Source organism: Isoptericola jiangsuensis (genome assembly GCF_002563715.1).
Classification (GTDB): domain Bacteria; phylum Actinomycetota; class Actinomycetes; order Actinomycetales; family Cellulomonadaceae; genus Isoptericola; species Isoptericola jiangsuensis.
The window spans coordinates 59,316-71,823 of sequence record NZ_PDJJ01000001.1; the positions used below are offsets into that span (position 1 = coordinate 59,316).

General features: G+C 70.8%; 11 protein-coding genes and 2 tRNA genes. 12 read left to right on the forward strand and 1 reads right to left on the reverse strand.

Features of this window, described 5'->3' with window-relative positions; genetic code table 11:
• The first annotated feature begins 11 nt into the window (after window positions 1-11).
• The 10 genes from gnd (at window position 12) to ATJ88_RS00290 (ending at window position 10,041) form a co-directional block, all read left to right on the forward strand.
• On the forward strand, window positions 12-908 hold the full coding sequence (gnd, locus tag ATJ88_RS00250; RefSeq protein WP_098461875.1) for a phosphogluconate dehydrogenase (NAD(+)-dependent, decarboxylating): 897 nt from the start codon (window positions 12-14) through the stop codon (window positions 906-908).
• 19 nt (window positions 909-927) lie between these two features.
• Entirely contained in the window at window positions 928-2,100 is a 1,173-nt protein-coding gene (recF, locus tag ATJ88_RS00255) for a DNA replication/repair protein RecF (protein ID WP_098461877.1), read from the forward strand.
• A 91-nt stretch (window positions 2,101-2,191) separates the two neighbouring features.
• On the forward strand, window positions 2,192-2,668 hold the full coding sequence (locus ATJ88_RS00260; protein ID WP_245852569.1) for a DciA family protein: 477 nt from the start codon (window positions 2,192-2,194) through the stop codon (window positions 2,666-2,668).
• Window positions 2,669-2,918: 250 nt separating this feature from the next.
• The gene (gene gyrB, locus ATJ88_RS00265; protein WP_098461880.1) at window positions 2,919-5,000 is read left to right on the forward strand and encodes a DNA topoisomerase (ATP-hydrolyzing) subunit B; all 2,082 of its coding nucleotides are present in this window, start codon (window positions 2,919-2,921) and stop codon (window positions 4,998-5,000) included.
• A gap of 98 nt (window positions 5,001-5,098) precedes the next feature.
• Window positions 5,099-7,732, forward strand: coding sequence for a DNA gyrase subunit A (gyrA, locus tag ATJ88_RS00270; protein ID WP_098461881.1), 2,634 nt, complete (start codon window positions 5,099-5,101; stop codon window positions 7,730-7,732).
• Complete coding sequence (locus ATJ88_RS18635; protein WP_245852020.1) at window positions 7,732-8,640, forward strand: DUF3566 domain-containing protein; 909 nt, start codon at window positions 7,732-7,734, stop codon at window positions 8,638-8,640. Before gyrA ends, ATJ88_RS18635 begins: the two co-directional genes overlap by 1 nt.
• A 119-nt stretch (window positions 8,641-8,759) precedes the next feature.
• Window positions 8,760-8,833 (forward strand) — tRNA-Ile (locus ATJ88_RS00280).
• Between the two features lie 21 nt (window positions 8,834-8,854).
• Window positions 8,855-8,974, forward strand: coding sequence for a DLW-39 family protein (locus tag ATJ88_RS18490; RefSeq protein WP_211287427.1), 120 nt, complete (start codon window positions 8,855-8,857; stop codon window positions 8,972-8,974).
• Window positions 8,975-9,001: 27 nt separating this feature from the next.
• Window positions 9,002-9,077, forward strand: a tRNA-Ala gene (locus tag ATJ88_RS00285).
• A gap of 202 nt (window positions 9,078-9,279) precedes the next feature.
• On the forward strand, window positions 9,280-10,041 hold the full coding sequence (locus ATJ88_RS00290) for a DUF4839 domain-containing protein (protein WP_141538578.1): 762 nt from the start codon (window positions 9,280-9,282) through the stop codon (window positions 10,039-10,041).
• A gap of 56 nt (window positions 10,042-10,097) precedes the next feature.
• Here the strand turns inward: ATJ88_RS00290 and ATJ88_RS18195 are convergent, their stop codons facing one another.
• Window positions 10,098-10,919 carry a hypothetical protein gene (locus tag ATJ88_RS18195; RefSeq protein WP_098461884.1) on the reverse strand — a complete coding sequence of 274 codons (822 nt, stop codon included), beginning with the start codon at window positions 10,917-10,919 and terminating at the stop codon, window positions 10,098-10,100.
• Window positions 10,920-11,006: 87 nt separating this feature from the next.
• Here ATJ88_RS18195 and ATJ88_RS00300 point away from each other — a divergent pair, with 87 nt between their 5' ends.
• Window positions 11,007-11,546, forward strand: coding sequence for a peptidylprolyl isomerase (locus tag ATJ88_RS00300; RefSeq protein ID WP_098461886.1), 540 nt, complete (start codon window positions 11,007-11,009; stop codon window positions 11,544-11,546).
• 188 nt (window positions 11,547-11,734) lie between these two features.
• Window positions 11,735-12,466 carry a rhomboid family intramembrane serine protease gene (locus ATJ88_RS00305; protein ID WP_342744821.1) on the forward strand — a complete coding sequence of 244 codons (732 nt, stop codon included), beginning with the start codon at window positions 11,735-11,737 and terminating at the stop codon, window positions 12,464-12,466.
• Window positions 12,467-12,508: the final 42 nt, after the last annotated feature.

Consider the following 12,508-nt stretch of genomic DNA (forward strand, 5'->3'; position numbering starts at 1 on the left):
AGGTTATCCACATGGTCACCCACCTGGGTCTTGTCGGTCTGGGCAAGATGGGCAACAACATGCGCGAGCGGCTGCGTCGCGGCGGCATCGAGGTCACGGGCTACGACCCGCGACCGGAGGTGTCGGACGTCGCGACGCTCGCGGACCTGGTGGCGGCCCTCCCCGGCCCGCGACGCGTGGTCTGGGTGATGGTGCCCGCCGGCGACCCGACGCGGTCCGTCGTGCGCGAGCTGGGGACGCTCCTGTCCGAGGGCGACGTGGTCGTCGAGGGCGGGAACTCCCACTACCCGGAGGACCAGGCGCGCGCGGCCGAGCTGGGCGAGCACGGCGTCGGCTACGTCGACGTGGGTGTGTCCGGCGGCGTGTGGGGCCTGGAGAACGGCTACGGCCTGATGTGCGGCGGCTCGGAGGCCGACGTCGAGCTCCTCATGCCGGTGTTCGACGCGCTGCGGCCGGAGGGTCCCCGCGAGGAGGGCTTCGTGCACGCCGGCGGTGTCGGCGCCGGGCACTTCGCGAAGATGGTCCACAACGGCATCGAGTACGGCCTGATGCAGGCGTACGCGGAGGGCTACGAGCTCCTCGCGGCGAAGGACGGCCTGGTCACGGACGTGCACGGCACCATGAAGGCGTGGATGCGCGGCACGGTGGTGCGGTCGTGGCTGCTGGACCTCATGGTGCTCGCCCTGGAGCACGACCCGAGCCTCGCGGCGATCGACGACTGGGTCGACGACTCGGGCGAGGGCCGCTGGACCGTGGACGAGGCCATCGACAACGCGGTGCCGCTGCCCGTGATCTCCGCCGCGCTGTTCGCGCGCTTCGCGTCCCGCCAGACGGAGTCGCCCGCCATGAAGGCGGTCGCGGCGCTGCGCCAGCAGTTCGGCGGGCACGCGGTCAAGCCCGCCACGTAAGCGGCGCGAGACTGGTCCCATGTACGTCTCGCACCTGTCTCTGCTGGACTTCCGCTCCTACGAGGCGGCCGACGTCGAGCTCGAGCCCGGTCCGAACGCGTTCGTGGGGCGCAACGGACGCGGCAAGACGAACCTCGTGGAGGCGATCGGCTACGTCGCGACGCTCGGCAGCCACCGCGTCGCGAACGACGCCCCCCTCATCCGGGCGGGCGCGGACCGTGCGGTGGTGCGCGCCCGCGTGGTGCGGGCGGACCGCGCCTCCACCGTGGAGCTGGAGATCACGGCGGGCAAGGCCAACCGGGCGCGGATCAACCGCGGTCAGCTCGGCCGGGCGCGGGACGTCCTGGGGATCCTGCGCACGGTGCTGTTCGCGCCGGAGGACCTCGCGCTGGTCAAGGGCGACCCGGACGGCCGACGACGTTTCCTCGACCAGCTCGTCGTGCAGCTCCTGCCGCGGGCGGCGTCCGTGCACGCGGACTACGACCGGGTGCTGCGGCAGCGTTCCGCCCTGCTGAAGTCGTTGCGGGGGCACCGGGCGGCGGGCCGCTCCCCCGACACCGCGACGCTGGAGGTCTGGGACGCCCGGGCCGCGCAGCTCGGCGCGCAGGTGCTGGCGTGGCGCACGTCGTTGGTCCGTTCCATGGCGCCGCTGGTCGCGGACGCGTACGCGCAGGTCAGCGACTCCGACGGCGAGGCGGTGGTCGAGTACCGCTCGGCGGTCCTCGACGCCGCGGACGGCACGGACCAGGGCGACCTGGAGAAGGCGATGCTCGCCGTGCTGCAGGAGCGCCGTGACGCCGAGGTGGAGCGCGGGCAGAGCTTGGTGGGCCCGCACCGTGACGACCTCGTGCTGGCCCTCGGCGGCCTGCCAGCGAAGGGGTACGCGAGCCACGGGGAGTCGTGGTCGTTCGCGCTCGCGCTGCGCCTGGCGTCGTTCCGGCTGCTGGGCGGGGCGGACGAGCTGACGGGTCATGCGGTCTTCTGGGACCCGGACCACGGCTCGGACGCGGATCCCGTGCTGATCCTGGACGACGTGTTCGCGGAGCTGGACGTGCGGCGCCGTGAGCGGCTGGCGGAGCTGGTGCTGCCCGCCCGCCAGGTGCTCGTGACGGCGGCGGTGCCGCAGGACGTCCCGGAGCTGCTGGCGGGCGCTCGCTTCGAGGTGACGCCGGGCGTGGTGCGGCGTGTCTGACGCGTCGGCGGACGACGACGCCTCGGGCGGTCCGCGGGAGCGTGACCCGCGGCCCGTCGCGGCCCGCGGCGACCTCACGCCGCCGTCGGAGGTGGCTCGGGAGGCGCTGAACCGGGCGAAGGCGGCGGCGCGGGCGAAGGGCCTGCGGCCGGGCGCCCCGTCGCGTCGCTCGCCCCTGGCGGAGCCGCACACGGAGCGCAAGGGCCCGGGGGCGCGGGACCCGCGGACGCTGTCGGACGTCGTGGGCCGGCTGCTGCGGGACAAGGGCTGGACGCAGGACGTGTCGGTGGGCGGCGTGATCGGCCGGTGGCGCGAGGTCGTGGGCGACCAGGTGGCGGACCACTGCGTCCCGGAGACGTTCGAGGACAAGGTGCTGGTGGTCCGCACGGACTCCACGGCGTGGGCGACGCAGGTGCGGATGCTGACGCCGACCCTGCTGCGACGGCTCGCCGAGGAGGTCGGCGAGGGCGTCGTGGAGCAGGTGCAGGTGCTCGGTCCGGCGGGGCCGAGCTTCCGCCGCGGACGCCGTTCGGTGAGGGGTCCGGGGCCCGGCGACACGTACGGCTGACCGTCGGCGCGGCAGGTGTGGAGAACCCTGTGGAAAACGTGGGGCAACGCACACGCGCGGGGGCGTCGGACCCGCGGTTTCACGGGCATTCGCGGTAGACTCGTCTGGTGTTCCGGGGGGCGTCCCGGGGCCGATTCGAGCACCGACGAGCAGCCGGCACGCCACCCCTGTGCCATTCCCGTGCGCTGCGGCCCGGACGCGTCCGGGTGCCCCTGTCGCGTGCGTGGAACGACGAGGAGTGCTCCCGCCTGTGGCACAGCGATCCGACGGCGCCTACGACGCCGGGAACATCACCGTCCTCGAGGGTCTCGAGGCGGTCCGCAAGCGACCCGGCATGTACATCGGGTCCACCGGCGAGCGAGGCCTGCACCACCTCGTGTACGAGGTCGTCGACAACTCGGTGGACGAGGCGCTGGCCGGGCACGCGGACACGATCGACGTGACGCTGCTCGCCGACGGCGGCGTGCGCGTCCGCGACAACGGTCGTGGCATCCCGGTGGCCATGCACCCGACGGAGGGCAAGCCGACCGTCGAGGTCGTCATGACGATCCTGCACGCCGGCGGCAAGTTCGGTGGCGGCGGGTACGCGGTCTCGGGCGGTCTGCACGGCGTGGGCATCTCCGTGGTCAACGCGCTGTCGACGCGCGTGGTGACCGAGGTGCAGCGCGACGGTCACGCGTGGCGCCAGGAGTTCGCGGACGGCGGCAACCCGGTCACGGGCCTGGAGCAGCTCGGCGAGTCCACGCAGACGGGCACCACGCAGACGTTCTGGGCCGACCCCGGCATCTTCGAGACGACGGTCTACGACTTCGAGACCCTGCGGTCGCGGTTCCAGCAGATGGCGTTCCTCAACAAGGGCCTGCGCATCACGCTGACCGACGAGCGCGTCGAGCACGTGTCCGGTCCGGACGAGGTCACGGGCACGCTGGACTCGCGCGACGTGGTGGCCGCGCTGGCCGCGCAGGACGAGGACGCCACGGCCTCCCCGGACGACGCGGTGCACGACGCCGAGTCGGTCGCCGGTCCGGTGCGCACGGTCACCTTCAAGTACGACGGCGGTCTGACGGACTACGTCCGGCACATCAACGGCGCGAAGAAGGCCGAGATCGTCCACCCCGAGGTCATCGACATCGAGGCGGAGGACACGGAGGCGACCATCTCCGTGGAGATCGCGATGCAGTGGACGACGGCGTACAGCGAGTCGGTGCACACCTTCGCGAACACGATCTCGACGACGGAGGGCGGCACGCACGAGGAGGGCTTCCGTGCGGCGCTGACGACGCTCGTCAACAGCTACGCCCGGGAGAAGGGGATCCTCAAGGAGAAGGAGGAGAACCTCACGGGCGACGACATCCGCGAGGGCCTCACGGCGGTGCTCAGCGTGAAGCTCGGCGAGCCGCAGTTCGAGGGCCAGACGAAGACGAAGCTCGGCAACACCGAGGCGAAGTCGTTCGTGCAGCGGGTGGTCCGGGAGCGTCTGGTCGACTGGTTCGACTCGCACCCCAACGAGGCGCGCGACGTGATCCGCAAGGCGATCTCGGCGTCGCAGGCCCGCATCGCGGCCCGCAAGGCGCGCGAGGCGACCCGGCGCAAGGGCATCCTCAGCTCGGGCGGCATGCCCGGCAAGCTGAAGGACTGCCAGTCGGGCCGTCCGGAGGAGTGCGAGATCTACATCGTCGAGGGTGACTCGGCGGGCGGTTCCGCGGTTCGCGGCCGCGACCCGCACCACCAGGCGATCCTGCCGCTGCGCGGCAAGATCCTCAACGTGGAGCGGGCGCGCCTGGACAAGGCGCTGTCGAACGCCGAGGTGCAGGCGCTGATCACGGCGTTCGGCACGGGCATCGGCGAGGACTTCGACATCGCGCGGCTGCGGTACCACAAGATCGTGCTCATGGCCGACGCCGACGTCGACGGCCAGCACATCTGCACGCTGCTCCTCACGCTGCTGTTCCGCTACATGCGTCCGCTCATCGAGCACGGGCACGTGTACCTCGCCCAGCCGCCGCTGTACCGGCTCAAGTGGTCGAACGCCCCGCACGACTACGTGTACTCCGACCGGGAGCGCGACGCGTTCCTCAAGGAGGGCCTGGCGAGCGGCAAGCGGATCCCGAAGGAGAACGGGATCCAGCGGTACAAGGGTCTGGGCGAGATGGACTACAGCGAGCTGTGGGACACCACGATGGACCCGGAGCACCGCACGCTGCTGCAGGTCACGATGGACGACGCGGCCGCGGCGGACGAGATCTTCTCCGTGCTCATGGGCGAGGACGTCGAGTCCCGCCGCAGCTTCATCCAGCGCAACGCCAAGGACGTCCGGTTCCTCGACATCTGACCCCGGCGGACCGTGTACATCCATGCACGGTCCGCTTGTACATCGGATGACGAGGACAGGATCCGCGCCCCGGCGGCGCAGGAAGGAACGATGACACGGTGACGGACGAGACCCCGGGCCCCGAGAACGACCTCCCCGAGGACGGCTCCCCCGAGACCCCCGTGGCGGTGCGCCACGGGCGCATCGAGCAGGTGGACCTCCAGCTCGAGATGCAGCGGAGCTACCTCGACTACGCGATGAGCGTCATCGTCGGGCGCGCGCTGCCCGACGTCCGTGACGGCCTCAAGCCGGTGCACCGGCGCGTGCTGTACGCGATGTACGACGGCGGCTACCGGCCCGACCGCTCGTTCTCGAAGTGCTCGCGCGTCGTCGGCGACGTCATGGGCAAGTACCACCCGCACGGCGACACGGCGATCTACGACACCCTCGTGCGCCTCGTGCAGGACTGGGTGCTGCGCTACCCGCTGGTGGCCGGCCAGGGCAACTTCGGTTCCCCCGGCAACGACCCGGCTGCGGCCCCCCGGTACACCGAGTGCCGCATGGCGCCGCTCGCGCTGGAGATGGTCCGGGACATCGAGAAGGACACCGTCGAGTTCCAGGACAACTACGACGGCCGCACGCAGGAGCCCACGGTCCTGCCGTCGCGCATCCCGAACCTGCTGGTCAACGGCTCGGCCGGCATCGCGGTGGGCATGGCGACCAACATCCCGCCGCACAACCTCCGTGAGGTCGCCGAGGGCGTCCGCTGGCACCTGGCGAACCCGGACGCGTCGAAGGAGGAGCTGCTCGCGGCCCTCATGAAGCGGATCAAGGGCCCGGACTTCCCGACCGGCGCGCAGATCCTCGGCACCAAGGGCATCGAGGAGGCGTACCGCACCGGTCGCGGCTCCATCACCATGCGCGCGGTGGTGAACATCGAGGAGATCCAGAACCGGATCTGCCTCGTCATCACCGAGCTGCCCTACATGGTCAACCCGGACAACCTCGCGGCGAAGATCGCCGACCTCGTCAACGACGGCCGCATCCAGGGCATCGCGAACATCCGCGACGAGACGTCGGGCCGCACCGGCCAGCGCCTCGTCATCGTGCTCAAGCGCGACGCGGTGGCCAAGGTCGTGCTGAACAACCTGTACAAGCACACGCCCCTGCAGGAGAACTTCAGCGCGAACATGCTCGCGCTCGTCGACGAGGTGCCGCGCACGCTCAGCCTCGACGCGTTCGTGCGCCACTGGACGACGCACCAGATCGACGTCGTGCGCCGCCGCACCGCGTTCGAGCTGCGCGAGGCCGAGGACAAGATCCACGTCTACGTGGGCTACCTCCGCGCGCTCGACGCGCTGGACGAGGTCATCGCGCTCATCCGCCGCTCCCCCGACGTCGAGCAGGCCCGCACGGGCCTCATCGAGCTGCTCGGGATCGACGAGGTGCAGGCGAACGCCATCCTCGCGCTCCAGCTGCGCCGCCTGGCCGCGCTCGAGCGGCAGAAGATCCTCGAGGAGCACGCCAAGCTCGAGGCCGTGATCGTCGACTGCCGCGACATCCTCGCGCGCCCGGAGCGTCAGCGGGACATCGTCGGCGCCGAGCTCGACGAGGTCACCGACAAGTGGGGCGACGAGCGCCGCACGACGATCCTCCCGTACGACGGGGACATGTCCGTCGAGGACCTCATCCCCGAGGAGGACGTGGTCGTCACGATCACGCGCGGCGGCTACGCCAAGCGCACGCGGTCGGACAACTACCGGGCGCAGCGCCGCGGCGGCAAGGGGGTGACCGGCGCCAAGCTCCGCGAGGACGACATCGTCGAGCACTTCTTCGTCACCACGACGCACAACTGGCTGCTGTTCTTCACGGACGCCGGCCGCGTCTACCGCGCGAAGGGCTACGAGCTGCCCGAGGGCGGCCGGGACGCCAAGGGTCAGCACGTCGCGAACCTGCTGGCGTTCCAGCCGGGCGAGCGCATCGCCCAGGTCCTCGCGCTGCGCGACTACGACGCCGCCGAGCACCTCGTGCTCGCCACGCGTCGTGGCCTCGTGAAGAAGACGCGGCTGACGGACTACGACTCCCCGCGCAGCGGTGGCCTCATCGCGATCAACCTGCGCGAGGACGACGAGGGGAACGCGGACGAGCTGGTCGCCGCCCGCCTGGTGAACTCCGACGACGAGCTCATCCTCGTGTCCCGCAAGGGCCAGTCCATCCGGTTCGCGGCCGACGACGAGACGCTGCGCCCGATGGGCCGCGCGACGTCGGGCGTCACGGGCATGAAGTTCCGCGAGGGCGACGAGCTGCTGGCCGCGGACGTCGTGCGTCCCGACACCGCGCTGTTCGTCGTCACCGAGGGCGGTTTCGCGAAGCGCACCCGCATCGACGAGTACCGCGTCCAGGGCCGCAACGGCTACGGCATCAAGGTCGCGAACCTCGTGGAGGCCCGCGGCGACCTCGTCGGGGCCCTGGTCACCGAGGACGACACCGAGGTGCTCGTCATCATGCAGCAGGGCAAGATCGTGCGCTCACGCGTCGACGAGGTGAACCTGACGGGCCGCAACACGCAGGGCGTCACGTTCGCCAAGCCGGCCAAGAAGGACCGCATCATCGCGATCGCCCGGAACGTCGAGCGTCGTGAGGACGACGAGTCGGCTAGCGTGGAGGAGCAGCCCGTCGAGGACGGGCTCACCGACGAGGCCCCGGCGAGCACGCCGGAGCAGCAGGACGAGACCGGGGACGGTAACAGCTGATGGCCAGCGACAACACCTCGCCGAAGGCGGGGACGAGGACGGCGGAGGCGGCCGCGGACAGCACGCAGCCGCTGGCCCCCGTGGACGCCTCGGACGCGGGCACGACCGACGCCGCGTCGGTCCCGGGCACGAAGAGCACCGCGACGGGCTCGTCGAACGGCGCCGCATCCAACGGCGCCGCATCGAACGGTGCGGCATCCACCGGTGTCGCGTCCCAGCCCACGCCGACCGCCGCACCGGCGTCCGACGAGGCCACCGCGCCGGGCACGGCCGTCAAGGACGGTGCCGTGAAGGCCGCCGCCGCCGCCCTCGCGGCGGCCCGCACCGCCGCGAAGAAGGTCCAGTCGGCCGCGTCGTCGGCATCCGCGAGCGTCGCGGGGTCGCAGCCCGCGCAGGGCTCGTCCGCCACGCCGCCGCCGGCGGACGCCACGGAGTCGGCGTCGCGCCCCCAGATGCACTACTCGGCGGGCGGCGTGCACGGCACGGCGCAGCCGGAGCAGACGGGCGGGAACGACGCCCCCGAGCCCGTCGAGGAGGCGGCGCTGGGCAGCCCACGCCGCGTCCGCCTGTCGGTGTCGCGCATCGACCCGTGGTCGATCATGAAGCTGGCGTTCCTGCTGTCGGTCGCGATCGGCGTCATGACGGTCGTCGCGACGGTCGTCGTCTGGTACTCACTGAACTCGCTGGGCACGTTCGCCACGATCCAGGAGTTCATGGTGGAGACGCTCGGCCCGCAGGCCGTGAACCTCACCCAGTTCGTCGAGTTCGAGCGCATGGTGTCCCTGGCGACGCTCATCGCGCTGGTGAACATCGTGCTGCTGACCGCCATCGCCACGATCATGGCGATGCTGTACAACATCACGGCGGCGCTGGTCGGGGGCATCCACCTCACGCTGACGGACGAGTGACGGGCTCCGTCGCCGACCGCGACGGACGTCACACCGGTCCTGCCCCCGCCGGGTTTGGGGGCAGGACCACCGGTACGGTAATGTTCCGTGCTGCACGCGCTTCTCGGAGCAGCGTGCATGGGGCTATAGCTCAGACGGTTAGAGCGCTTCCCTGATAAGGAAGAGGTCGGAGGTTCAAGTCCTCCTAGCCCCACATCCGACGAGGAGGTCCAGCATGAAGAAGCTGATGATCGTGCTGCTCGCCGCTGCGGCGGGCTACCTCGTCTGGCGCCGGGTCTCCACCGACGCGGCCGACCGGGACCTGTGGACCGAGGTCACCGACACCCTCGACTGAGCCCCCGGCTCGTCGAACCTCCCCCTCGGGGCCATGGCGCAATTGGTAGCGCACCTGCTTTGCAAGCAGGGGGTTAGGGGTTCGAGTCCCCTTGGCTCCACCATCCACGACGAGAGCCCCCGTCCTCAACGGACGGGGGCTCTCGTCGTGTTGGAAGCACTTCAGTAGCCGAGTAAAGGCACCTTGAGAACGGAGTTCACCCACCGGGATTGCTGAACTCCTCCAACCGGACGGCTAGCGTGTGGGCGTTTGACCGGTCTTGGGGAGGAAGTTCGTTGCGTGCTGGAGTAGTGGTTGGTGCGTTGGTGATTCTGGCGGTAGTGGCGGGGTGCAGCGACGGGGAGCCGCCGACGATGCCGGATGTGGTGGGTCAACAACTCGACGTTGCGTTGAGCGACATCGACCGCGCCGGCATTTCAGACGAGGCAGAGATCATCGGTGGTGGCCTCTTCGGCGTGGTGGACGAGTCGAACTGGACCGTGTGCGATCAGTTGCCCCTTGCAGGTGATGCGGCAGTGGAGCAACCGCGACTCACCGTGGAACGGGCATGCGGTGGGGACTCGGCCTTGGAAGGGGTGCAGACTGACGAGGACGAGTCTGAGCTCGAAACGAAAGCGTCGGAGGATGTGGCGGGCACAGGGGTGAAGGAGGGCGCTGACGGCATTGGTGACCCAGGGGTGCTTACCCGCAAGTCAAGTGACGAGATGGCCGCAGTGCTCGACGAGCGGGACAACTGCTCCGAGCTCATCGGTGCGTTTGCCAAGAAGTACCAGGGCCAAGAGATCCAGTTCAATGGGACGTTCGTGTACATGGCTCTGCATGGCGACTACAGCACGAGGTACGACTTCCTGATCCAGCAGGGTGACGTTGACCCCTCCGCTGCAGGGACGGGGCCTGTGTTTCAGTTCAGAGATGTGAACATCGTGCACGACCTGCATCTCGCCGGCGACATCCCCGAGACGGTCGGCCAGGGGGACAGGGCCCGCTTCACGGCCGAGGTTTCCGAGTACAACCCGGACACCTGCGTACTCCAGCTACGTCCAGTGCGGACCGTCATTCGGCGCTGACACGAGAGCCCCCGTCCGGTGAGGACGGGGGCTCTCGTCGTCTGCGTCGGGACGAACTACTTGGTGTCGTCCGTGTCGCCGGTCTTGTCCTCGACAGCGCGGCCGGCGTCCTCCACCGCCTCGGCGGCGTCCTCGGCGGCCTCGCCCGTCTTCTTGCGGGCGCGGGACGCGCGGGCGGCGACGTCCTCGCGGACCTCCGCCGCCTTCTCCGTCAGCTTCTCGCCGGCCTCACGGCTCTTGGCGACGGCGGCACCGGCGGCCTCGCCGACGGCCTCCGCGGCGTCACCGACGACGTGCCGGGCGTCCCGGGCGGCGCCGTCGAAGTCCGGGGCGGTGGACTGCTCCCACGGCTCGGCCCAGGGGTCGTTCTGCGGCTGGGCGCGACGGTAGAACGCGTACCCGGCGGCCGCGGTCGCACCGAGGACGGCCGTCCACACGAGCGCCTTGCGCCGTCGGCCCTTGCGCTGCTGCTTCTTGGCGGCCTTCTCCGCCTCCTTGGCCGCCTTGTGAGCGGCCTTCGCCACCTCCTCCGCGGTGGCGCCCGCGCGAGCCGCGGCGGCATTGAACGCCGTCACCAGCTTCGGCAGGTACTCGTCGACGATCTTCTCGTGGGCCGTGTCGACCAGCGGCCCGGCCTTGGTCGCGGCCTGCTCGACGCGCGGGGCCGCGGCCTGCACGCTGTCGTTCCAGGCCTTCTCGGCGCGCGGGCGGAGCCACTCGACGAACGAGTCCACGCGCGGCGACGCCCAGTCCTTGGCCTGACCTGCTGCGTCGCGGGCACCGTCGGCGGCGCGGGAGCCCGCACCGACCAGTGCGGCCGCGACCTCGGCGGCCGAGTCCTTCACCTTGTCCGTGTCGATCTTCGGGGTCTGCACCATGACCCCACTCTGCCACCGAGGCTCCCCGAGCGCACCGTCACACGCCCCTCGGCCCGACGGACGGCCGCAGGTGCCAGAATGGGAAACATGTTCGCAACCCTGCACACCTCCGCCGGTGACATCCGTATCGAGCTGCTCCCGGACCACGCTCCGAAGACGGTCGCCAACTTCGTCGGGCTCGCCCAGGGCACGAAGGCCTGGACCGACCCGCGCACGGGCGCCGAGCGCACCGACCCCCTGTACGACGGCGTGATCTTCCACCGGGTCATCGACAACTTCATGATCCAGGGCGGTGACCCCCTGGGCACCGGCACCGGTGGCCCCGGCTACACCTTCAACGACGAGATCCACCCCGAGCTCGGCTTCTCGGAGAAGTACATCCTCGCGATGGCGAACGCCGGCAAGCGGCGCAACCCGGTCTCGGGCGAGGTCGAGGGCACCAACGGCTCGCAGTTCTTCATCACCACCACGGAGACCCCGTGGCTGAACGGCAAGCACACCATCTTCGGCAAGGTCGCGGACGACGAGTCCCGCACGGTCGTCGACGCCATCGGCACGACCCGCACCCGCCCGGGCGACCGCCCGGTCGAGGACATCGTCATCAACTCGGTCACGATCGAGGACTGACCTCCCCCGACCCGGACCGACCGACCCGACCCGCGGAGGGCCGAGCCATCTCCACGCCACAGCCAGCCCCGCAGCAGGGGGGCGAGGCCCCGGTGTGCCCGCGTCACCCGGACCGGGTCGCCTACGTCCGCTGCCAGCGCTGCGGGCGCCCCACGTGCCCCGAGTGCCAGCGTCCGGCCGCGGTCGGTGTGCAGTGCGTCGACTGCGTCGCCCAGGCGGCGCGGTCGACGCGCAGCGCCCGCACCCTGTTCGGGGCGACGGTGCGCGAGGGCCGGCCCGTGGTGACCCTGACGATCATCGCGCTGTGCGCGGTGAGCTGGGTCCTGCAGCTCACGACGCCCTCGTGGACGTCGCAGTGGGCGTTCGCTCCGTGGATCGCGCAGGAGGAGCCCTGGCGGTTCCTCACGGCGGCGTTCCTGCACTCGCGCAGCCCGTTGCACATCCTGTTCAACATGTACGCGCTGTGGCTCGTCGGACCGTTCCTCGAGCAGGCGTTCGGCCGGGCGCGCTTCCTCGCGCTGTACGTCCTGGCGGCCGTCGGCGGCTCGGTCGGCGTGCTGCTGCTGGCGTCGCCCTACGAGGCGAGCTGGATGCAGGCCGTCGTGGGGGCGTCCGGCGCCGTGTTCGGCCTGTTCGGCGCGATCATCCCGGTGCTGCGGCGCATGGGACGCGACGCCGGACAGATCGTCGTCCTCATCGCGATCAACATGGCGCTGCCGCTCTTCGTCGGGGGCATCGCCTGGCAGGCGCACGTGGGCGGGCTGGTCGTGGGCCTGGTGATCGGCGCCGGGTACGCGGCCGCCCCGCGCGAGCGGCAACGACTGGTCGGGTGGGCGCTGCCCGCCGTCGTCGCCGTCGCGCTCGTCGGGCTGACGGTCTGGAAGTACTCGACCGTGCCCGCCCTGATCAACCTGTTCTGAGGACTGTCCCCAGGGTTGTACACAGGTGTGGAATCACACCCG